The organism is Rhodanobacter sp. MP7CTX1, assembly GCF_014205795.1.
GTDB lineage: Bacteria > Pseudomonadota > Gammaproteobacteria > Xanthomonadales > Rhodanobacteraceae > Rhodanobacter.
Window position 1 is genome coordinate 530,104 of sequence record NZ_JACHCN010000001.1, and the last position, 21,084, is coordinate 551,187.

At 61.1% G+C, this 21,084-nt stretch carries 23 protein-coding genes; 16 read left to right on the forward strand and 7 right to left on the reverse strand.

Annotated features, from left to right (window positions below; all coding sequences use genetic code 11):
• The first annotated feature begins 5 nt into the window (after window positions 1-5).
• The 5 genes from HDE77_RS02540 (at window position 6) to HDE77_RS02560 (ending at window position 3,556) form a co-directional block, all read left to right on the forward strand.
• On the forward strand, window positions 6-302 hold the full coding sequence (locus HDE77_RS02540) for an AlpA family phage regulatory protein (protein WP_184415548.1): 297 nt from the start codon (window positions 6-8) through the stop codon (window positions 300-302).
• Between the two features lie 95 nt (window positions 303-397).
• Window positions 398-703: a CHC2 zinc finger domain-containing protein gene (locus tag HDE77_RS02545; RefSeq protein WP_184415549.1), complete on the forward strand. Its 306-nt coding sequence runs from the start codon at window positions 398-400 to the stop codon at window positions 701-703.
• The gene (locus HDE77_RS02550; RefSeq protein WP_184415550.1) at window positions 700-2,787 is read left to right on the forward strand and encodes a YfjI family protein; all 2,088 of its coding nucleotides are present in this window, start codon (window positions 700-702) and stop codon (window positions 2,785-2,787) included. The genes HDE77_RS02545 and HDE77_RS02550 overlap by 4 nt, the downstream gene beginning before the upstream one ends.
• The gene (locus tag HDE77_RS02555) at window positions 2,784-3,314 is read left to right on the forward strand and encodes a hypothetical protein (protein ID WP_184415551.1); all 531 of its coding nucleotides are present in this window, start codon (window positions 2,784-2,786) and stop codon (window positions 3,312-3,314) included. The genes HDE77_RS02550 and HDE77_RS02555 overlap by 4 nt, the downstream gene beginning before the upstream one ends.
• Complete coding sequence (locus HDE77_RS02560) at window positions 3,311-3,556, forward strand: hypothetical protein (RefSeq protein ID WP_184415552.1); 246 nt, start codon at window positions 3,311-3,313, stop codon at window positions 3,554-3,556. The genes HDE77_RS02555 and HDE77_RS02560 overlap by 4 nt, the downstream gene beginning before the upstream one ends.
• 594 nt (window positions 3,557-4,150) lie before the next feature.
• On the opposite strand, the gene HDE77_RS02565 is transcribed toward HDE77_RS02560, so the two are convergent.
• Entirely contained in the window at window positions 4,151-4,450 is a 300-nt protein-coding gene (locus HDE77_RS02565; protein ID WP_184415553.1) for a hypothetical protein, read from the reverse strand.
• A 107-nt stretch (window positions 4,451-4,557) separates the two neighbouring features.
• Between HDE77_RS02565 and HDE77_RS02570 the strand changes: the two genes are divergently transcribed.
• Window positions 4,558-4,836 carry a helix-turn-helix transcriptional regulator gene (locus HDE77_RS02570; RefSeq protein ID WP_184415554.1) on the forward strand — a complete coding sequence of 93 codons (279 nt, stop codon included), beginning with the start codon at window positions 4,558-4,560 and terminating at the stop codon, window positions 4,834-4,836.
• A gap of 184 nt (window positions 4,837-5,020) precedes the next feature.
• On the opposite strand, the gene HDE77_RS02575 is transcribed toward HDE77_RS02570, so the two are convergent.
• Window positions 5,021-5,431: a hypothetical protein gene (locus tag HDE77_RS02575; protein ID WP_184415555.1), complete on the reverse strand. Its 411-nt coding sequence runs from the start codon at window positions 5,429-5,431 to the stop codon at window positions 5,021-5,023.
• Window positions 5,432-5,733: 302 nt separating this feature from the next.
• The gene (locus HDE77_RS02580) at window positions 5,734-6,495 is read right to left on the reverse strand and encodes a hypothetical protein (RefSeq protein WP_184415556.1); all 762 of its coding nucleotides are present in this window, start codon (window positions 6,493-6,495) and stop codon (window positions 5,734-5,736) included.
• Between the two features lie 456 nt (window positions 6,496-6,951).
• Here HDE77_RS02580 and HDE77_RS02585 point away from each other — a divergent pair, with 456 nt between their 5' ends.
• Complete coding sequence (locus HDE77_RS02585; RefSeq protein WP_184415557.1) at window positions 6,952-8,064, forward strand: calcium:proton antiporter; 1,113 nt, start codon at window positions 6,952-6,954, stop codon at window positions 8,062-8,064.
• Between the two features lie 59 nt (window positions 8,065-8,123).
• Here HDE77_RS02585 and smpB read toward each other — a convergent pair whose 3' ends face one another.
• On the reverse strand, window positions 8,124-8,615 hold the full coding sequence (gene smpB / locus HDE77_RS02590) for an SsrA-binding protein SmpB (RefSeq protein ID WP_184415558.1): 492 nt from the start codon (window positions 8,613-8,615) through the stop codon (window positions 8,124-8,126).
• Between the two features lie 82 nt (window positions 8,616-8,697).
• Here smpB and HDE77_RS02595 point away from each other — a divergent pair, with 82 nt between their 5' ends.
• Together HDE77_RS02595 and HDE77_RS02600 are read left to right on the forward strand one after the other, a co-directional pair.
• Window positions 8,698-9,129 carry a type II toxin-antitoxin system RatA family toxin gene (locus HDE77_RS02595; RefSeq protein WP_184415559.1) on the forward strand — a complete coding sequence of 144 codons (432 nt, stop codon included), beginning with the start codon at window positions 8,698-8,700 and terminating at the stop codon, window positions 9,127-9,129.
• Window positions 9,122-9,439, forward strand: a complete 318-nt coding sequence (locus HDE77_RS02600; protein WP_184415560.1) for an RnfH family protein — start codon at window positions 9,122-9,124, stop codon at window positions 9,437-9,439. The genes HDE77_RS02595 and HDE77_RS02600 overlap by 8 nt, the downstream gene beginning before the upstream one ends.
• A gap of 18 nt (window positions 9,440-9,457) precedes the next feature.
• Here HDE77_RS02600 and bamE read toward each other — a convergent pair whose 3' ends face one another.
• Window positions 9,458-9,925 carry an outer membrane protein assembly factor BamE gene (bamE, locus tag HDE77_RS02605; protein ID WP_184415561.1) on the reverse strand — a complete coding sequence of 156 codons (468 nt, stop codon included), beginning with the start codon at window positions 9,923-9,925 and terminating at the stop codon, window positions 9,458-9,460.
• Between the two features lie 76 nt (window positions 9,926-10,001).
• Here bamE and fur point away from each other — a divergent pair, with 76 nt between their 5' ends.
• Window positions 10,002-10,424 carry a ferric iron uptake transcriptional regulator gene (gene fur, locus HDE77_RS02610; protein WP_184415562.1) on the forward strand — a complete coding sequence of 141 codons (423 nt, stop codon included), beginning with the start codon at window positions 10,002-10,004 and terminating at the stop codon, window positions 10,422-10,424.
• Window positions 10,425-10,792: 368 nt separating this feature from the next.
• Here the strand turns inward: fur and HDE77_RS02615 are convergent, their stop codons facing one another.
• Window positions 10,793-12,400, reverse strand: a complete 1,608-nt coding sequence (locus tag HDE77_RS02615; protein WP_184415563.1) for an MASE1 domain-containing protein — start codon at window positions 12,398-12,400, stop codon at window positions 10,793-10,795.
• Between the two features lie 104 nt (window positions 12,401-12,504).
• Here HDE77_RS02615 and HDE77_RS02620 point away from each other — a divergent pair, with 104 nt between their 5' ends.
• Complete coding sequence (locus tag HDE77_RS02620; protein ID WP_184415564.1) at window positions 12,505-13,140, forward strand: response regulator transcription factor; 636 nt, start codon at window positions 12,505-12,507, stop codon at window positions 13,138-13,140.
• A gap of 29 nt (window positions 13,141-13,169) precedes the next feature.
• Here the strand turns inward: HDE77_RS02620 and recN are convergent, their stop codons facing one another.
• Complete coding sequence (gene recN, locus HDE77_RS02625; RefSeq protein WP_184415565.1) at window positions 13,170-14,843, reverse strand: DNA repair protein RecN; 1,674 nt, start codon at window positions 14,841-14,843, stop codon at window positions 13,170-13,172.
• Between the two features lie 123 nt (window positions 14,844-14,966).
• On the opposite strand from recN, the gene hrcA reads away from it, so the two are divergent.
• From hrcA to dapB, 5 genes are all read left to right on the forward strand, one after another.
• A complete protein-coding gene (gene hrcA / locus HDE77_RS02630) occupies window positions 14,967-16,028 on the forward strand; it encodes a heat-inducible transcriptional repressor HrcA (RefSeq protein ID WP_184415566.1) in 1,062 nt (353 codons plus the stop codon).
• A gap of 77 nt (window positions 16,029-16,105) precedes the next feature.
• Window positions 16,106-16,639, forward strand: coding sequence for a nucleotide exchange factor GrpE (grpE, locus tag HDE77_RS02635; RefSeq protein WP_184415567.1), 534 nt, complete (start codon window positions 16,106-16,108; stop codon window positions 16,637-16,639).
• 160 nt (window positions 16,640-16,799) lie between these two features.
• A complete protein-coding gene (dnaK, locus tag HDE77_RS02640; protein WP_184415568.1) occupies window positions 16,800-18,722 on the forward strand; it encodes a molecular chaperone DnaK in 1,923 nt (640 codons plus the stop codon).
• A 144-nt stretch (window positions 18,723-18,866) separates the two neighbouring features.
• Complete coding sequence (gene dnaJ / locus HDE77_RS02645) at window positions 18,867-19,991, forward strand: molecular chaperone DnaJ (protein ID WP_184415569.1); 1,125 nt, start codon at window positions 18,867-18,869, stop codon at window positions 19,989-19,991.
• A 57-nt stretch (window positions 19,992-20,048) separates the two neighbouring features.
• Window positions 20,049-20,849, forward strand: a complete 801-nt coding sequence (dapB, locus tag HDE77_RS02650) for a 4-hydroxy-tetrahydrodipicolinate reductase (RefSeq protein ID WP_184415570.1) — start codon at window positions 20,049-20,051, stop codon at window positions 20,847-20,849.
• The last annotated feature ends 235 nt before the right edge of the window (window positions 20,850-21,084 follow it).

Here is a 21,084-nt window from a genome sequence, read left to right on the forward strand (position 1 = left end):
TCGCAATGCACACTCCCACCGAAGCCAACCGCCTGCTGCTGGATCAAGCGATACGCCAGACGTTGCGCAGTACCGCCGCACACACACTCCCTGAAGTTGGCTATCTGCGCATTTGGCAGATTGTCGGCAAACCCGCCACGGATACCGCGCCAGCTATCCCGGCAATCTATCCGGTAAGCAAGTCTCACTTCTGGGCGGGCGTGAAGGCCGGCCGCTATCCACAACCCGTCAAGCTGGGCGAACGTATCACCGCGTGGCGGGTTGAACAAATCCGCGAATTGATCGAGCGGGGTGCGGCATGATCCGGCGCCCCAGAAACGATAGACCCGGAAGCGCTAACTTCCGGGCGAGTATCGAGCGCAAGGGCAACCCGGCTTATTTGGCTGCACTGCGTCAAATGTACAGCACCAGTAAGCCGGCACGCATCCCCGACAACTGGCGCGACCGTCAGCCCGATCCAGCGACGTACTACGGCCAACACGTTGCCAAGCTGGGCAAGCCGAACGGCACCGGCTGGGCGCAAGGCGTTTGCCCGTTTCACGATGACCACAACAAGAGCCTGTCTGTCTGCATCACGGGCAAGCGCGGCGGCTGGCGTTGTTTTGCCGGTTGCGGGGGTGGCGATCTTGTCGGCTTCCATTCCCGCTTGCGTGGCCTGGACTTCCGGGCTGCGGTGCGCGAGTTGTTGGAGGTGCGCGGATGAACGCGGTCATTCAAGAAACCGAACAGCAAGCCACGCGCCGCGTGTTTCGCCGATTGCTTGCCGATGGCTACCGGGTAACGGCCGGGTATCTGTACCGCACTGCCGATGGTGAGCCGTGGTGTAGGCGTATCCGGTTCGACCATCCGAACAAGCTGAAGGAATACCGGCCGCTTCGATGGGACGGCGCGCAGTACGTCGGCACTGAGCCGCCAAAGCCAGCGGAAGGAAAGCCCTTGTATCGGCTGCCCGAACTGCTGCCCGCCGATTCTGCGGCGCTGGTGTGGATCGTCGAGGGTGAAAAGTGCGCCGATGCGCTGGCAGCGCTGGACTTGATCGTCACGACGTCCGGCAGTATGTCGAGTGCCGGCGGTACAGACTGGACACTCCTGCGCGGCCGTCACTGTCTGCTATGGCCCGACCACGATGCACCGGGCAGCAAGTATGCCGATGAGGTCGCGGCGATCCTGCGGGCGCTTGGTTGCACCGTCGAGGTTATCGACGTCGAAGCGCTGGACTTGCCGGACAAGAGCGACGCGGTGGACTGGCTGGCGATGCATGCCGATGCCACAGCGACGGACGTGTTGAAGCTGCCGAGGTTGGCCGCGTGCGAGGTAGCCGAACCATCCGCGCCGTCTATTTTTGCCAGCGCACCGGAGCCACTACGCCGTCCGCTATCGCCCGCGCTGGAATATCCGCTAGACGCGCTTGGCTCGCTGCTGGGCGACGCGGCAAAGCGTATCCATGCAGTTGTGCAAGCACCCGCCGGCCTATGCGGTCAATCCATCTTGGCGGCGGCATCGCTGGCCGTGCAATCGCATGCGGATGTTTCCATATCCGGCAGCGTGGAGCCGCTGAGCTTGTGGCATGTATCCATCGGCGCATCCGGCGAACGCAAAAGCGCCGCCGATCACTGGGCACTCTCTGCGCACGTCGAGTTTGAACGCGAGCAGGCCGAAGCATGGCGGTTGGCGATGGCGGCCCATGACGTCGACCTCGGCGCGTACAAGGCAGCGGCCCGTGCAGCGGAAAAGAAGAAAGACGCGGCGGCGATCCGCAACGCCTTGCACGATCTGGGCGCACCGCCTGATGCACCGTTGTTGCCGTGGCTGCTGCTGAGCGAGCCGACGATGGAAGGGCTGCACAAGGCGTACCAGTATGGCCGCCCAGGCATCGGTTTGTTCAACGACGATGCGGGCGACTTTCTGGGCGGTCACGCCATGAACCGGGACAATCGCACCAAGTCGGCCGCGAGCTTTTCCAAGCTGTGGGACAACGGCCGCTTTGACCGCGTGCGCGCCGGCGACGGCGCGGCGAAGTACTACGGGCGACGGTTGGCGCTGCATTTGATGGTGCAACCGATCATTGCCGAGTCGGTGTTGTCTGACGATGTGCTGACCGGGCAGGGTTTTCTCGCCCGTTGCTTGCTGGCGTGGCCTGCATCGACCATCGGCACCCGTGAATATCAGGACGTCGACCTGAGCCACGATCCCGACCTTGCACGTTACTGGGTGCGCATGCGCGACTTGCTGGCGGCAGCACCGCCATTGCAGCAAGGAACCCGCAACGAATTGCAGCCGCGCGTGCTGACTCTGGCACCGGACGCCATGGCGTACTGGATCGAGGTCAAGAACGCGATTGAACAGGCCATGCGGGGGGACTATGCCGGCATCCATGCGTGGGCGAGCAAGGGCGGCTCGCAAGTGGCGCGTATCGCGGGCGTGTTGACCATGGCAGAGAATCCCGACGCGGGCGTTATCCACTTGGATGCCATCGAACGGGCGACGACGCTTGTCATGTATCACCTTGACGAAGCGGCGCGCATTGTCGGCACGGCCAGCGCACCGGCACCGATCAAGCATGCCGAGCTGCTGCGGGCGTGGTGCTGGGAAACTGGCCGCGTGTTGCTGTATTCCACCGACGCGCTGAACAAAGGCCCGAATGCGATACGCACCGTCGACACGTTCAACGCCGCATTGTCGGCATTGGAAGGGGCAGGCTGGGCTGAATGGGTGGACGGGGGTGCCGTGCTGGACGGCAAGTGCCGCGCCCGCGTCTGGCGCATTCGGCCGGAGAGTGACCAATGAACGCACTGGCAGAATTGCGAAAACGCGCGGGCACCTCTGCGATTCCTGCGATTCAGGGGCGGCAAAGGGTGGCCGAATCGCAGGAATCGCAAGAATCGCAAGGGATGGAAGTGGAAAAATACTTTTCGCGCCCTGCGGTATCGGCATCGCTGGCACCCCTTGCCGACACCCTGAAACCGCTGCGCGCACATCTGCTGGCGCTGGCTGCTGCCGAGGGAATGGACGTCGATCACGTTCACCGGCTGCATGGTCTGGACGTTGCCGCGTGCATCGGCTTGGATGACGTCCAGCTTGCCGCCTACCTGTCGCTGCTGGCTGATACTGCCGACCGTCATGCCGGGCGTGTGCCGGCTGGCGACACGGCGGCGATCCATTGCGAAGGGTGCGGCCCGGTCTGGATACATCCCAACATTGCGGCGGTATTGCCTGTGGTCGACGGCTGGCCGCGTGCGCTGGGCTGTCCGTGGTGTTTCGTGCGCAAGGCTGGCGACTACATCCCGCGTCCCCCAGCGAGGGCGGGCGTATGACGTGGCAACCCGGTCTGCCGGTACTGACCGCCAGCGACTACGCCCAGTGGCAGGCATGGTGTAAGGCCCGCAAGCTGGAGCAGCAGCGCGAGCGTCGCCGCAAGTATCCCCGTATCGACTACTACCCGAGTAAAGCTGCGCAGGCTGCAATAGATACACGCGCCGGTTGCTTTGCCGGTGGCAATTACAGCGCCGTGATCGACGCGCTGGTGCTGGCTGGTGCTGGGAAGTTTCCGGAATAAAGTGCAGCAATCTGGAAAAGGCAGGTAGCGCTAGACGATGACCGCTTCCGGAGTTGTGCCACCAGTACACGAGGGCATACACGCCGGTAGCTGCGAATCATCCGCCGCACTGCTGCTAGGTTTGCCGGCCTAATAAACAAACAGGAAATAACGGGCGAGCTGCAAATGCAGGTGAATAGCAGTGAGGGGAGTTAGCCCAAAAACCCCTTTTCATGTCATGGAGTTGCGCGCCCTATCGGGATCAAAAGTCGATCCGGTTTGATTCTCGGCCGCTCAACAACGTGCTGCATGTTGAGCGCTAGGGGGTCAGCTGTTTCTTGGCTGGGCACGATGAACCGCAAACCCTGAGGGCGGACGTGCACTCGTTCTGGCGTTCAATGGGAAAGATTGAAAATTTGGAAAGACATGTCGAGTAGTTGGCGCTGCACTCTCGAACACAAGTTCCTTCCCGATCACTTAGGTCTGGGACACTGGCGCACGCAGCAAGCGTAAGGCCAAGTATGGCTGTGAGTGCGATATACCGATACATAATCATCCCCTGTAGACGATGCAAACTTCGCTGTGGAAGTGATCCGCCGGCCCACTCGTGGTGGCTTATGACTTGGCGGCTTGTCGCTCTTCTGTGCTGCTTAAGCCCCTGAAGTATTCCGCCTCTGCATCCTCGGATTGTCTTTCCCGATCATCCGCCGACATAGCGTCTGTATAGTCCTCTATGCAACTCAAGTGGCTGGCTATCCTTTCAAGTCTCGAATTTGCCTCTCGAAGCAGGCTACTGATCTTCCAAAGCTCCCAGAAAGCAAAAAAGATGATGATGCCTATCCAGTGCTGAGTGATGAAGTCACTCGCCCCACCGATGCCGCCGAAAACTGCCTGAAGCCACATGGGCATGCTCATCCCCTAGTTTCCCAACTGCCGATTCAGCGCATGTCACGTAGCGTCTCGTCGCATAACGTGACTCATAGTCCGTGGATCAATAGTCTACGGCAAGTGACTGTAAGTGGGTGGACATCACCTCTTACGTCGGCCCCGCATTTCGACTTCTACGTGAGCGCGCAGTGGTCAGCCAAGAAGACTTAGCCTTCCGTGCAGGGCTGGATCGTACGTATGTGAGCGGGATTGAGCGTGGCCGCCGGAATCCTTCGCTAAATTCGATGCAGCGACTTGCCGTCGAGTTGTCGGTATCGCTGGATCAAGTGTTCATCCTCGCTCGCAAGCTGGCGGAACAGGACGAAGATTTGCCGGCGCAAAAGCGTGTACGTAAGCCGCATGCGCATAGTTGAGCCGCTGGAATGACGCATGGCATCCAGCACCTTGCGGGGGTAACTTTGGGGGTAACTGGTACATGTGTTTTTCTGAAACCTTTGCACCGCAAAGCTTGCGGCGATCAATTCAATAGACGCCACCCCACCAATACAAAGAAAGCCGGCCTCTTGGCCGGCTTTCTTTTGGACGTCTGTAAATGGATCAGAGCACTTGGTCCCACGAACGGACAGACATCAGTTGTTGTGCTCGGCTCACTGCGTCTTTCAAAGCCGGCAATCCAAAGGGCTTTTGCAGGTAGGGCGCGTGTTGCGGGAGAGGGTTGGGTGCTTCATGCGATGCAACGACGTGAGCGACGTCATTTGCATTCAGAGCGTCGAGCACGGGTTCCGTCGACTGGCCGCGGACTTTGGCCTCAACGACTGCAATATCGACATCGTGTTCATCTACCGCTTTCAAAGCCGCCTTCACTGAGGTGACGCATTCAACCGATTCGCAGCCCATTGCCGTTAGACCGTCGGCGATCGTTTCGGCAACAAGCTTGTTGTCCTCCACGACGAGAGCGGAATGGGGAGGCTCATCGCCGCTACCCGCCGGCAGAATTACGGTGTTCATAGAGGCGTTTGCCGAACAGGTTGGTGAATTTCGCGTCAAAGCTATTGTATCAGCCTGATATGAACCATGGCGGTGCGCCCAGCGTATCGCGCGTACTCGCAGGCAAGCATCTGATTGGCAGGCATATTTTGAGCCCACTCCCACAATTCCTGAATGGCGAAACTGTTGCGGGAAAAGGCTTCCCCGGGTCAGTTCAATTGGCGCCACCCCATACGAAAAGTCTGTAAAGATTTTCCCGCACGGTGATCTGTATCGATGCCCCGGTGTTACTGAGCCTGGGCTGCAGGCTTTGCCTCAAAAAACTACGGGCCGAGGTGTTGCAGCGCCTCGCGCATCGGCGCCACTGAAATCTTGATGACGCCGTCGAGCGGCGTGTCCATCTCAAGGATCAGGAAGATCGCGCCGGATGCCGACAGTGCACACAACAGGAAGAAGAAAATCACGGTGCCGTTGTGAGGGGCGAAGAGCCCGAACGTTCCGAAGATGATTGATAGCCAAAAGATAAGCACGACCAGAAGTGGCATCGGAATCGACCCTCTCTTCTGCATCAGCGCCAGCCACCGCGCCGCGAAAACATCGTCAGAAATCTGCAGCGCGCGGGTCTGCAGCTGCGCCTGCGCAGTGGTTGAAGGTGAGAGTTGCGCCAGCTCGCCCTCAAAGACTTTGATTTGACCTACCGCGGAGGCGCTATCGAGCTTCGCCAGTTTCGCCGAATCACTGGAACCCAGCAGGTCGATCCACGTCGAGTAATTGTGCTTGAGCTGCACGCGCAGGTCCTGTGTTTGCGGCCCGTACTGCTCTAGCGTGCCATCAAGGCGGATAATGTTGACGGCGTTGCGCACGAGATCGCTGTTGACCGTATCGAATGAACCTTTCGCGGATGAAATCAATAGTCCAAGAACGAGTGCGGCAATCGTGGCGATAAGACCGGTAGCGAGTTTGATGGCATTGATGGAGTCTTCGCTGAAATGATGTTCGGGCAGCCATTTGTGAAAAAAGAGACCAACGACCGCACTTCCGAATACGCACGCGAACACGATCAGGGAAATTACCAGGTGCATCATGAGCAATCTCCGCCAATGGAAGGAGCAGACGCTTCATAACTGGTTATGAGCAGCCAAATCTCTCGCGGCATCTGTCCAGCTCTTCGGTTCGTGTCCGTTGACTTTTTATCATAACCGTGCAAAAAGAGCGCAGCTCATGATTCTGCCCATGGCTCATCGCCACCGCAGGTCATGAACCTCATCGCGGCTCGCTGGGGAGCGACGCTAGTGATTCGAAAACGCTAGGCATTTTGCATGCAGCTTTGCTGATAGTTGGCCGCACTGATGTCATTCGGACGCGGGAAAAAAGTCTCACTTGCGACATTCGAGATAATGCACATTGACGCTGACGGGGACCGGCTCTGAATCGTCGATGCTTGAGCCAGGGAAGGGGATATCCGCGGCACTGAAGCCTGGATCTTCAAGCTTGACCAAGTTTCTACCAAGCACCCATCTTTCCATGTGTCCCATAAGTCCATGAATGCAAAATTCTTTCCGTCCCTGCTGACGCGTGAATGGTTCCTCGCCGTAAGTGTGGCGACGAGTGTGATTTTTCTGATCTCTGGGCACTCACTGCTCAGCCGTCTGGACGTCCTGTGGCGGCTGGGATTTGTCTTCGCCTGGCTGTTCCTGGTCATTCTTGGTTCGGCGCTCGCCGTTGTGCGCCATGCCGACCAACTTGCCCGTCGTCTCGGGGAGCCCTACGGCACGCTCATCCTTACCCTATCGATCACTTCGATCGAGGTGGTGAGCATTTCAGCAATCATGCTGCACGGAGCCAACAATCCGACGCTCGCTCGCGACACGCTGTTTGCGGTCACCATGATTGTTCTCAACGGCATGGTTGGCCTGTCACTTTTGATGGGTGGGTGGCGTCATCGCGAGCAGCAGTACAACTTGCAAGGTGCCAATGCTTATCTGGGTGTGATCATTCCGCTGGGCATCCTTGCGCTGGTGCTGCCGAACTTCACGGTAACCACGCCGGGTCCCATCCTTTCGTTCGCTCAGGAAATGTTCCTTGCCATCATTGCCTTCGGGCTCTACATCGCTTTCCTGGCATTGCAGACTCGCCGCCACCGCGCCTTCTTCAGGTCCGACGAAGAAGGTGATTCCAATGCGGATGCCGGCGGCGGTGGGAAAGGCATCATGCGGCACGCGCTTTTGCTGGCGGCGTACATGGTGCCGGTCATTTATCTTGCGGAGCAGTTGGCTCCGCCCGTCGACTACGTGGTGGAGACCATGAATGCGCCGGCCGCATTGGCAGGGTTGACCATGGCCATCCTGGTTGCGACGCCCGAAGCCATCGGGGCCGTGCGGGCCGCCGGCGAAAACCATCTGCAACGATCCGTCAATATTTTCTTGGGATCGGTTCTATCGACGACGGGTCTGACGATTCCGGCCATTCTTGTCGTAAGCAACCTTACGGATCACCCGGTGATGTTGGGACTGCAGCACACCGACCTTCTGCTCTTCGTGCTGACACTCGCGCTTTGCATGGTGACGTTTTCCAGCGGACGCACCCATGTTCTTCAGGGTCTGGTGCACCTTATCCTGTTTGTGTCGTATCTGTTTTTCATCTTCGTTGGATAGTCACGGCGTCAGGTCTGCGCCTGATTTGGCCATCTATCTCGCGAACGGAATGTGCCGGCTCAGACGGCCCTATTGTGCGAACGCATGGTGCGCTGCTTTTCGATTTGCCAGTCGCGCTGTTTTTCGGTGTCGCGCTTGTCGTGTTCCTGCTTGCCGCGGGCCAGGCCGATCTCGACCTTGACCTTGTTGCCCTTCCAGTACATCGCGGTGGGCACCAGGGTGTAGCCCTTGCGCTCGACGGCGCCCACCAGCTGATCGATTTCCTTACGATGAAGCAGCAGCTTGCGCGTACGGCGGTCTTCGGCAATGACGTGAGTGGACGCGCTGATCAGTGGCGGAATGGAAGTGCCGACCAGGAAAATTTCATTGTTCCTGACGATCGCATAACCATCACCGAAGTTGATCCTGCCGGCGCGCAGTGCCTTCAGCTCCCAGCCCTGCAGCGCAACGCCGCATTCGTAACGCTGGTCGATGTGATACTCGAAGCGGGAGCGCTTGTTGAGCGCAATAGTGCCGCCGCCCTTGTTGTCTTTGTCCTTCGCCTTGGCCATGTCCGTTAAACTCGGGCTCTATTGCCCTGATGCCGGCTTGACCGCATTCGGGCCGAACCAAGCGTGATGTGAAGAGGCTGCCGTGATCGAAATCCGCCGCAGTGCCCTGGTGAAGTATTCGCCGGCGCAGATGTTTGACCTGGTCAATGAGGTCGAAGCATACCCAAAGCGTTTCCCTTGGTGTGCCAGTGCCGAGATTCTCGAGAGTGAGAACAATGTGCTGGTGGCTCGACTGGACCTCAAGTTTGCCGGCTTCCATCAGAGCTTTACCACACGCAATTCGGTCGACCCACCCAAACGCCTGCAGATGGATCTGGTCGACGGCCCGTTTCGCAGCCTTGAGGGCGTGTGGGATTTCATTGCGTTGGGCGATGCCGGTTGCAAGGTCGCCTTTGCGCTGGATTTTGACTATGCCGGTCGACTCGGTGGCAGTGCGCTGAAGCTCGGCTTCCAGGGGCTGGCAGGCCGCATGGTTGGCGATTTCTGCCGTGAGGCCGAGCGCGTCTATGGCTGAGCACACGATCACCGTCGACGTCGTCTATGCCAGCGCCGAGCAGCAGATCCTGCGCCGGATCGAATTGGCTGAAGGCAGCACCGTGATGCAGGCGATTGACGCATCCGGGATCGTCGAGATGCTTCCGCAGGCAACGGTTGATCCTGACCGACTCGGCATCTTTTCGCGGAAAGTGTCGGCGCAACAGGTGGTGCAGGCTGGCGACCGGATCGAGATCTATCGGCCGCTTGTGCTGAACCCGATGGAGGCGCGCCGGCGGCGCGCACGCCAGGACCGACCGGCTAACGGAACAGACCGACCCGATCGTTAGCCGTGGTTGTTGCCGCCCTCACTGGCCTCCGCTTGGATTGGGGGTGCCGCTGTCCATGCCGCTATCTTTCTTTTCCTCGTCCGGTGACTTGCTCTTGTCGCCCTGCGTTTCATCGACCGGATAGCTGGCGTGATATTTCTTGCTGTCCTTGACCATTTCCTGTGCGTCCTGCGCAAAGAAATCGCCCTGGGTGCGCACCAGCGTGTCGTTGTTGAAGGTCAGCGTGAATGTGCGCAGATTGATGACGCCACCGCGATGTTGCAAGGTGGAAACATAGTCCCAGCGACTCTGGTCGAACGGGGTGCTGACCGAGGGCGTACCCATCAGCAGCAGCACCTGATGCTTGCTCATGCCTGGCTTAAGCTGGTCCACCATGGTCTTGTCGAGCAGGTTGCCTTGCTGCACGTCGGGTACATAGACGACGTGGCAGCCGGCAATTGAAACCGCCAGCAGGGCGAAAACCAGCAGGGTAATCAGCTTTTGCATGCGTGTTGCGTCCAGATCGTAAAGGTGTCGGATGATACACTACCGGCTTGGTAACACCGTGTGCGGGGAGTGGGCGATGGAACAGGAAACCAAAGAGCTGCGCCGGGTTGGTCTGAAGGTGACCCATCCGCGCATGAGCATCCTGCAGATTTTTGACGAGGAGGGTGTACAGCACCTCACCGCCGAAGACGTCTACAAAAAACTGCTTGCCCACCAAGAAGATATCGGCTTGGCGACGGTGTACCGCGTGCTGACCCAGTTCGAGGCGGCCGGCATCATCGTCAAGCACAATTTCGAAGGCGGTCAAGCTGTCTATGAGCTCGATCGCGGCAAACATCATGACCACATGATTGATGTGGACAGCGGGAATGTCATCGAGTTCGTCAGCGAAGAGATCGAGCGGCTGCAACACGAGATCGCCGCGCGGCACGGCTACGTGATCGAAGATCACAGTCTGGTGCTCTACGTGCGACCGAAGCAGCGCCCCCACAAATCCTGAATCTCACGGATAGGGCGCGGGAGCGCCAAAGACGCCGCCACTCCCAGCCAGTGCTGGCTAATTGATAGCTTCAGGTGAATATCGCGCATAAAAAAGCCGCAAGAAGGACTCCTGTCCACTCGCGGCTGACACACTACCTGGCAATGACTGTCAAAGGGCGAGTGGCTCGCCGTTGACCGCTCATTACCTGGCAGCGGTAAAAACGGCATCCTGCCGTAGTTTCAGAGGCACCGTCCCCACGGCGACTCTGTGACCCACCATCTTGCGACGGCGGCTCCCCCACATCGATGGATCGATCGTAACGATGCCTTTACGTTTGCGGTATCGGAAAAATTCCTAGGTCAAATCGACTCCGATCTGACCGACTGCTAGTCGGCGGATTTCAGCCGGCCGACCTCCGTGTGACAGATATTGCATCGCAGCAAAATGCGCAGGTGAACACCGGCATGATCGGCACGCAGGCGAAACTGGCCACCCAGGGAGGTCACCCGGTCGCGCATGCCTTGCAGGCCGCGCCCGCCGCGTGGCAGGCGACTGGGTAGGCCGGCGCCGTTGTCACGCAGATCCAGCAGCGCAAGCGCGATGCCATGACGTTCACCGATCCGTAGACGCAACCTGAACTCGCTTGCCTGGGCATGTTTGACCGCGTTGGTCGTGCTTTCCTGGGCCAGCCGGTAGATCGCCGTGCGGGTATCGTCGTCAAGCAGGCGTGGGTCGCCATGCAACTCGGTGTGATAGGCCACGCCGGCGGTATTCAGCAGATCGCGGATCGGGCCCTCATCAAGGGCACGCAATAGCCCGAACTCGTCGAGCACGGCTGGACGCAGATCATCCAGCAGTCGATGCAGGGCGCGCCGCATGTGGGCGAGGATGGTATTGATCGAGGTGCTGATGTCTTCCATGCCGGCTTGATGCAGGCGCGCTTGGGCCAGCTTTACATGGGTCTGGATCGCGGTGATGTTCTGGCCCAGCTCGTCGTGCAGCTCTGCGGCAAGATGCCTGCGCTGGTTTTCGTCAGTCTGCAGATTGCCGCGAGCGGCACTGCGCAGTTGCTGGGCAAGCTGATCCAGCCGGCGGTTGACCGCACCCAGATAGACATTTTGCTCGGCCACCCGCTCACTGCTTCGGCGCAAGGCATCGGTGGCCGAGCCGAGCATGATGGCCCCGGTACCCGCCACGGCCAGAAACAGATACGCGGCAGCGGTCGAAGGGGCGTGCCCCAGATGCTGGTCCACCAGGGTCATGCCGAGGCTGGAAATGATCATCGCCAGGCTGGCGCCGCGCCAGCCGTGTCGAAAGGCAAAAAACAATACCAATGCCAATGACAGCACGCGGGCAAATTGCGGTTCCGGCGCGGCTTGTGCGGACAGCAGCAGCAAGATCATCATCGATGGCAGCATCACCAGCAGACCATCCATGAACAGGCTGGCCAACGCCCGATGATCGAATCGGGTACGCAGCAGCATGATCATCAACGGCACGATCAACAGGATGCCAAGGTAATGACTGAGAAGATCCTCGCCGAGTTCGCTGATCATCAATGCCGGCGAACTGGGCGTGTGGATCAGGGCGATCAGGGCGGCATCCACCGCCGTGGTGGCCATCACGATCAAGATGACGGATAGCAGCAACCGGGTCACATCCTGCGGACTTTGCAGGCTGGCATGCAGGTTGAAGCGTCGCATCAGCCACAGGCCGGCTGCCATCACCAGTGGCTCGGGCCACTCGGCAATGATGAATCCGCGCCAGCTCAGCGGCATGCCCTGGAACACGTTGATGCCGGCGTTGGCGACAACTTCCGCACCGAGCAGCCAGCCCCAATGGCGCACTGGCGTAAGCAGCAACGCAGCAAACCGCAGGCCGTACGGGAGCATCCAGTACGGCTGCACGGTTGGCCACAACAGCAACCACAGCAACAGATAGCCAGCGCCAAGCAGGGGGCCTGAATCGGGAAGATAGAGTGATTTGAAGCGCATGCACGGATGGTACACGGGCGATCCGCGCAGATGCCCGTTGCCGCCGCCGACAGGCGCTTAGGCAGATCCGCCTAAGCGCCTGGCCTAGTGTGTACAGTAGCGCCATGTACAGCATTGTTCTGGTCGATGACCACGCCATCGTTCGTGAGGGCTTCAAACGGCTGATCGAGCTCGAGCCCGATCTCGACGTCGTGGCGGAGTGCCGCAGCGCCGACGACGCGGTGGAGGCGGTGAGTCATTGGCGCCCGGATCTGGTGGCGCTGGATCTGTCTCTTCCGGACGGCAGTGGCCTGCCCCTGATCGAGCATCTGCTCAGTGTGTCGGGGCAAACACGCATCGTGGTGTTGAGCATGCACGATGGCGAGCCGTATGTGTCCGAGGCCTTGCGTCGTGGTGCCAGCGGTTACGTCACGAAGGGCGTGGCGCCGGAAGAGCTGGTGGCTGGCTTGCGTGCCGTGATGCAGGGGGAGTGTTTTCTGAGCTCGGATTTACGCCAGCGCCGGGCCGAACGACCGAACGCCATGCTTGATCCGATCAATCGGCTGACCACCCGCGAACGCGAGGTGTTCCTGTTGCTGGCCGGTGGCCGCACGCCGAAGCAGGCGGCAGCAGAGCTCGGCATTGGTCAGAAAACGGTCTATATCCATCGCGCCAGCCTGATGGGCAAGCTGGGCGCGGGTTCGGAACTGGATCTCTACCGGATGGCTAGCGAACGCGGGCTGTTGCCGCTCAAAACCTGATTCTGGCCATGCCTGTGGGCACTAGGCACTTAGTCAACTTGCGCCCGTTCCAGCATCTGCTTGGCGTGCGCCCGGGTTTCACGGGTGATTTCAAGGCCGCCGAGCATGCGCGCCAGTTCATCGCGGCGACCGCTGGCATCCAGTTTGTCGATCCGTGTATGGGTGGAATCGCGCTCGCTGTGCTTGCTGACGCGCAGGTGCGCATGCCCCTGGGCAGCCACCTGGGGCAGGTGGGTGACGCACAGCACCTGGCGTTGACCACCCAGAGCGCGCAGTTTCTGCCCGACCACCTCGGCCACAGCACCGCCGATGCCGGTGTCGACCTCGTCGAAAATCATGCTGCCGACGGTGTCCTTGCCCAGCGTCGCCACTTCGATCGCCAGGCTGATGCGTGCCAGTTCGCCACCGGAAGCCACCTTGCGTAGCGGTCGTGGTGGCTGGCCTGGGTTGGCGCTGACCAACAGTTCACAACGCTCCTGGCCTTGCGGATCAGGCTCGTCGCCGGTGACCGTTTCCAGCTCGATGCGCAGCAGGCCGCCAGCCATGCCTAGCTCGATCATCAGTGCGCTGACTTCCTCGGCCAGGCGCTCGCTGGCGGTCGCACGCCCATGGCTCAGTTGAGCCGCTGCGTCCAGATACTCCTGCCGCAAGTGCTGGCGCTGCGTGGCCAATTTTTCCAGTGCATCGCCAGCGCCTTCGAGCTCGGCCAGTTCAATGCGCAACGCGGCGAGCTTGTCGTGCAATTCGACTACCGGTAACCGATGCCGGCGCGACAGCTCATGCAGATGGCCCAGATGTTTATCCACCTCGATGTAGCGCTCCGGATCGAGATCGACATCCTGTGCGTAGCGGCCCAGGCCATCGGCGGCTTCGCCCAGCTCGATCGCCGCGTTGTCGAGCAGCTCCAGCAATGGCGCCAGCTTGTCGTCCAGCGCGGCGAGTTTGCCCAGCTCGGCATGTGCGCGGCCCAGCGCGCGGCGCAGTGCGAACTCGCTGTCGCCATCGAGCAGCTCGACCACCCCGGCGGCGCCCTCGGCCAGTCGTCCGGCATTGGCCAGGCGCTTGTGGTTGGCCTCAAGCTCGATCAGCTCGGCCGTCGGGAGCGCCCACTGTTCCAGCTCGCCGAGTTCGTGACGCAATAGCTCGATGCGCTGTTCGCGATCCTCACCACCGCTCAGCTTGAGCATCCGCGCGCCGAGTTCGCGGTATTGCAGTGCGCTGTCGCGTACCTGGGCCAGCAGTGCGTCATGACCCGCATAAGCATCGAGCAAGGCCAATTGGTGCGGGCGTGACAGCAGCGCCTGATGCTCGTGCTGGCCGTGGATCTCGACCAGCAGCGAAGCCAACTCGCCAAGTTGACGGGCGTTGGCAGGGCGACCGTTGATCCAGGCCTTGGAGCTGCCTTCGACGCGGATCACCCGGCGTAGCTGGCAGCCGCCGTCTTCGTCCAGTTCCTCCCGCTGCAGCCAGTCGCGGGCTTCGGGCAACTCAGCCAGGTCGAACTCTGCCGCCAGCTCGGCACGATCGCTGCCGGCGCGTACCATGCCGCTGTCGGCGCGGGCACCAGCCAACAGCATCAGTGCATCGACCAGCAGGGATTTGCCAGCGCCGGTTTCGCCGCTGACCACGGTCAGGCCGGGACCGAACGCGATCTCGGCGGCTTCGACGACGGCAAATTGACGGACGTAGAGCGAGGTGAGCATGGGTAGTCAGGTGATGAGGTCGAGGGATTGTAGCGGCAGGCGGACTAGGCAAAACACAGCTTCTACTTGCAAGCTGCGCGCGCAGACCTTATTTCTGTGGTGTCTCAAGGATTGCTACAGCGCATGATCAACCCTCATGGTCACGACCTCGATGCGCGTGCGCGGCGGCTGCTGCGCACGTTGATTGCCCAGTATCTGGTCGACGGCGAACCCGTGGGCTCGCGCACGCTGTCGCGTTCGTCCGGGCTGGACGTAAGCCCGGCGACAATCCGCAACATCATGGCCGATCTGGAGGACGCTGGGCTGGTGTCCTCCCCACATACCTCGGCGGGCCGCGTGCCGACGCCGCGTGGGTTGCGCCTGTTCGTCGACAGCCTGATCGAATTGCAGCCGCTGCCGCGCGATGAGATGGCCCGCCTGCAGCGCGAGCTGCCGCCGGGACCAACCACCACACTCGACCTGCTCGGCAATGCCTCGGCCTTGCTGTCGGCGATGACCCGTTTTGCCGGCGTGGTCACCGTGCCGCGCCATGTCGATTTTCCGCTGCGACACATTGATTTTGTGCCGTTGCCGGATGCGCGGGTGCTGGTGATCCTGGTCTTCACCGACAACCAGGTGCAGAACCGCATCGTGCAGTTGGCCAAACCGCTAGACAGCCGCGAACTGGAGCAGGCCGCGAACTACCTCAACAGCCAGTTTGCCGGACTGCGGGTGGATGACATCCGCACGCATCTGTTGGCGGAGTTGCACGAGGCTGGCAGTGAGCTCAGCCGGCTGCTTTCGAGCACGATGGAACTAGCCACTGCCTCGTTTGCGCCCCAGGCCGGCGGCAACGACGTCCTGGTCAGCGGGCAGACCAATCTGATGGCTTATTCGGAGCTGGCCAACGTGCCGCGACTGCGCGAGCTGTTCGACGCGTTCCAGCAGAAAAACGAATTGCTGCAGTTGATGGAAGTGTGCGCCCGGGCTCCCGGTGTGCGGCTTTTCATCGGCGAGGAGTCCGGTTTCACTGCGCTCGACGGCTGCAGTGTCGTCACCGCCAGTTACGGTGCGCAGGGACGTGTATTGGGTGCCGTCGGAGTGATCGGGCCGACCCGGATGGCATATGAGAAGGTGATTCCAGTGGTTCAAGCGACCGCCGGATTGCTCAGCGACGCCTTGAATCGCGCCGCCACGACCCTATAACCGCAGCGGGAGACGGGGATTTCCCGCAGAATCAAGGGCTGGCTCATGCCGGCCACGAAATCCGTTTGGAGTGATGCATGCAAAACAACGACCCGCAGTCGCACGAAGAGGTGCCCGATCAGGGTGCGTCGGACGAATCGTCGACGAACGAACTCACCAGCCTGCAGGCTCGCGTAGCCGAGCTGGAAGCGAGCAATGCCGAACTGCGCGAGACCGTGCTGCGCGAGAAGGCCGAGCTGGAAAATCAGCGTCGCCGCCTGCACCGCGACGTGGAACAGGCCCGCCGTTTTGCGAATGAGAAGCTGTTGAACGAACTGCTGCCGGTCTACGACGGCCTGGAAGGCGGTCTGGCCGTGGAGGGCGGCGACCTTGCCTCGATGCGCGAGGGCATCAGCCTTACCTTGAAGTCGCTGCTGAAGGTGGGCGAGAACAATGGCATGGCGCAGATCGACCCGCTCGGCCAACCGCTCGACCCGGATCGTCACCATGCGGTAAGCATGGTTGAGGCTCCTGGCAAGGCGCCGGGTACGGTGGTGAGCGTGCTGCAGAAGGGGTACGTGCTGAACGATCGGCTGCTGCGTCCGGCACTGGTTGCCGTGGCAAAGGACTGAGTTGGGCCGGCGCGAGCCTGAATGGCGCGCTGGCAAAGACGACAAACATAGACAAAGAAACAGCATCCGGGGCCTTGCCGGCATTGAATCGCCGGGCCAGACCCCCATCTGAAAACCAGTCGCGGCCGCGGGGGCCGCAAAAAAGATTCGGAGCAAACACATGGGCAAGATCATTGGTATCGACCTGGGCACCACGAACTCGTGCGTGTCCGTCATGGACGGCGGTGTCGCCAAGGTCATCGAGAATTCGGAAGGTGACCGCACCACGCCGTCCATCGTGGCGTTCAACAAGGACGGCGAAGTGTTGGTGGGTGCCTCGGCCAAGCGCCAGAGCGTCACCAACCCGAAAAATACTTTCTACGCGGTGAAGCGCCTGATCGGCCGCAAGTTTACCGACGCGGAAGTGCAGAAAGACCTGCATATCGTTCCCTACGGCATCGTCGCGCATGACAACGGCGACGCCTGGGTGCAGACCTCCGACGGCAAGAAGATGGCGCCGCAGGAGATCGCTGCCAAAGTCCTCATGAAGATGAAGAAGACCGCTGAGGACTACCTCGGCGAGACGATCACCGAAGCCGTGATCACGGTGCCGGCGTACTTCAACGACAGTCAGCGTCAGGCAACCAAGGACGCGGGCAAGATTGCCGGTCTGGACGTCAAGCGCATCATCAACGAGCCGACCGCGGCCGCGCTGGCCTATGGCCTGGACAAGAAGGGCGGCGACCGCAAGATCGCGGTATACGACCTGGGCGGCGGCACGTTCGACGTGTCGATCATCGAGATCGCTGAAGTCGACGGCGAGAAGCAGTTCGAAGTGCTGGCCACCAACGGCGACACCTTCCTTGGCGGCGAAGATTTCGACATGCGCGTCATCGATTATCTCGTTGACGAATTCAACAAGGAGCAGGGCATCGACCTGCGCAAGGATCCGCTGGCGCTGCAGCGCCTGAAGGATGCGGCCGAGCGCGCGAAGATCGAGCTGTCCACCAGTCATCAGACCGACGTGAACCTGCCGTACGTGACGGCTGACGCTTCCGGTCCGAAGCATCTGAACATCAAGCTGACCCGCGCCAAGCTGGAATCGCTGGTCGATGAACTGATCAAGCGCACCATCGAGCCGTGCCGCACCGCGTTGAACGACGCTGGCCTGCGCATATCTGACATCAACGACGTCATCCTCGTCGGTGGTCAGACCCGCATGCCGAAAGTGCAGGAGTCGGTAAAGGACTTCTTCGGCAAGGAGCCACGCAAGGACGTCAACCCGGACGAAGCTGTTGCCGTGGGCGCAGCGATCCAGGGCGGCGTGCTGGGTGGCACCGTCAAGGACGTGCTGCTGCTTGACGTCACCCCGCTGTCGCTCGGCATCGAGACGATGGGCGGCGTGATGACCAAGCTGATTGAGAAGAACACCACGGTGCCGACCAAGGCCGCGCAGACGTTCTCCACCGCCGACGACAACCAGACCGCGGTGACCGTGCATGTGCTGCAGGGCGAACGCGAGCGCGCCAGCGCGAACAAGTCGCTGGGCAAGTTCGACCTGTCGGGTATCGACTCGGCTCCGCGCGGACAGCCGCAGATCGAGGTCACGTTCGACATCGATGCGAACGGCATCCTGCATGTGTCGGCCAAAGATAAGAAGACCGGCAAGGAACAGAAGATCGAGATCAAGGCCGGTTCGGGCCTGTCCGAGGACGAGATCCAGCGGATGGTCGCCGATGCCGAAGCGAACAAGGAAGAGGACAAGAAGTTCCACGAACTGGTCGCCACCCGCAACAAGGCCGATCAGCTTGTCCACGCCACGCGTACGGCTTTGAAAGAACACGGCGGCAAGGTGCCGCCGGATCAGCTCAGCAGCATCGAGGGTGCGCTGTCCGATCTTGAGAAGGCCAAGGACAGCGACGACAAGGCCGCGATCGAGTCGAAGGTCGAGAAGCTCGAGCAGACCGCGCAGGCGCTGTATGCAGCGGCTCAGGGCGGTGGTTCGGCCGATGCCGGTGCACAGCAGTCTGCACCGGGCGGATCGGCGCAGCCGGACGACGTGGTCGATGCCGAGTTCACCGAAGTGAAAGACGACAAGAAATAATTGGCGGCCCATGCCCGGATGATTCCCGGCACGGTCATGACTTCAGCCCGCGCCGGGAATCATCCCGGCGCGGGCTGTCTGTTGAAAGCGGGGTACCGAGTCATCGGTTCCGCAGCGGCGCGACAAAGCAGTGTGGATGCATGAATGAGCAAGCGTGATTACTACGAAGTCCTGGGCGTCGAGCGCAGCGTCACCGAAGTCGAGCTGAAGAAGTCCTTCCGCCGGCTGGCGATGAAGTACCACCCTGACCGCTGTCCGGATGATCCTGCCGCGCAGGAGAAATTCAAGGAGGCCAAGGAGGCCTACGAAGTGCTGGCCGATGCGCAGAAACGCGCGATGTACGACCAGCACGGCCACGCCGCGTTCGAGCACGGCATGGGCGGTCGCGGCGGCGCCGGTTTCGGCGACGTCGGTGACATCTTTGGCGATATTTTTGGCGATATTTTCGGCAGGAACGGTGGTGGTCGCGGTCGCCCGCGTCGTGGCGCCGACCTGCGTTACATCATGGAGCTCGATCTGGAAGAGGCCGTCTTCGGCGTCAGTCGGCAGATCGAGATCCCCACCCAGGTCAACTGCCATCACTGCAACGGCAGTGGTTCGGAAGACGGCAAGGTCAGCAAGTGCAAGACCTGTCACGGCCACGGCCAGGTGCGCATGCAGAACGGCATCTTCTCGATCCAGCAGGCGTGTCCGCATTGCGGCGGTACGGGTCAGACCATCGAGAAGCCATGCAAGAAGTGTCATGGCGAAGGTCGGATCGAGGAAACCCGCACGCTGTCGGTGCAGATTCCCGCCGGCGTCGACAACGGCGACCGCATCCGCCTGACCGGGCAGGGTGAAGCGGGTCCGTCGGGTACGCCCTCTGGCGACTTGTATGTGGAAGTGCATGTGCGCGAGCACGCGATCTTCCAGCGTGAAGGCAACGATCTGTATTGCGAGCTGCCAATCCGCTTCTCGCAGGCCGCGCTCGGTGCCGAGTTGCCGGTACCCACGCTGGAAGGCGAGGTGCCGATCAGCATTCCGGCAGAAACGCAGACTGGTACCCAGTTCCGTTTGCGTGGCCGCGGCGTCAAGTCGGTGCGCAATAGCCGCAACGGTGACCTGATCTGCCGCGTGGTGGTGGAAACTCCGGTGCGTCTGACCAAGCAGCAACGTGAGTTGTTCGCTTCGCTGGAAGCCACTTTTGAAGGCAACGACGACAAGCACACCCCGCGCGCGAAAGGCTGGGTCGATGGCGTGAAGCAGTTCTGGTCGAAAGTCACTGCGTGAGGCCACTGGCCCACGCGGTAGCATGTGCCGATCGACCGTTGTGACTGGAGTGTGCCGATGACCCGACCCCTACGCCTCGCCATCAACGGTGCTTCCGGCCGGATGGGCGGCGCTCTATTGAACCTGCTGGATGGCGACACCCGCTTCGAGCTGGTGCATGCCGTAGTGGCGCCAGGCTCTGCCCAGGATGGTAAGCCTGTATTTACCGGCAGTGCCCATTCGCTGCGATATGCACACGACTGGGCGCAGGCTCCCGCACTCGATGTGGTCATAGATTTCAGCGGGCCTGCGGCTTTGGCTGTGGTGCTCGATCACTGCCTTGAACACGGTACCGCCCTGGTGAGCGGCACCACGGGCATCGACAGCGCACTGGAAGCACGGGTGATTGCGGCGGCTGCAAATATCGGCGTATTGCGTGCGGCAAATTTCAGTCTCGGCGTGGCCATGCTGACGAGGCTGCTGCGCGAGGCGGCCGCTGCGCTGCCGGGTTGGGATCTGGAGATCGTCGAAGCGCATCACGGTCGCAAGCAGGACGCACCCTCGGGCACCGCACTGGCGCTGGGTCATGCGGCGGCGGCCGCGCGCGATACCACGCTGGCAGCGGCAGCCGTCTACACCCGCGAAGGCCAAACCGGCGAGCGGGCCGAAGGCAGCATCGGTTTCGCGGTGGTGCGCGGTGGCGACATCGTCGGTGAGCACACGGCGATGCTGATCGGGCAGGGCGAACGACTGGAACTTGGCCATCGCGCCACCGACCGTTCCATTTTCGCCCGGGGTGCATTGCAGGCAGCGTTTTGGCTGAGTGGACGAGGCCCCGGTCTCTGGCAACTCGACGACGTGCTCGCCACCCCGCGTTGAACCCACCAATCAGCCGCCTGTAGGAGCGCACCCTGTACGCGAAGGCCTGCGGGATAACCTGTGGGAGCGACTTCAGTCGCGATGCTCTGGCTTGGCTTTGCTGTGTTGCTTGCTTTAGAGCTTTAGAGCAAACCCAGAGCATCGCGACTGAAGTCGCTTGTATGTTTGACGGCGGCGAGTCAGAAAGGGCTTGCCGGGGTGGAGGGACCTTAGCCGCATCTGGCCGTAGGCACAG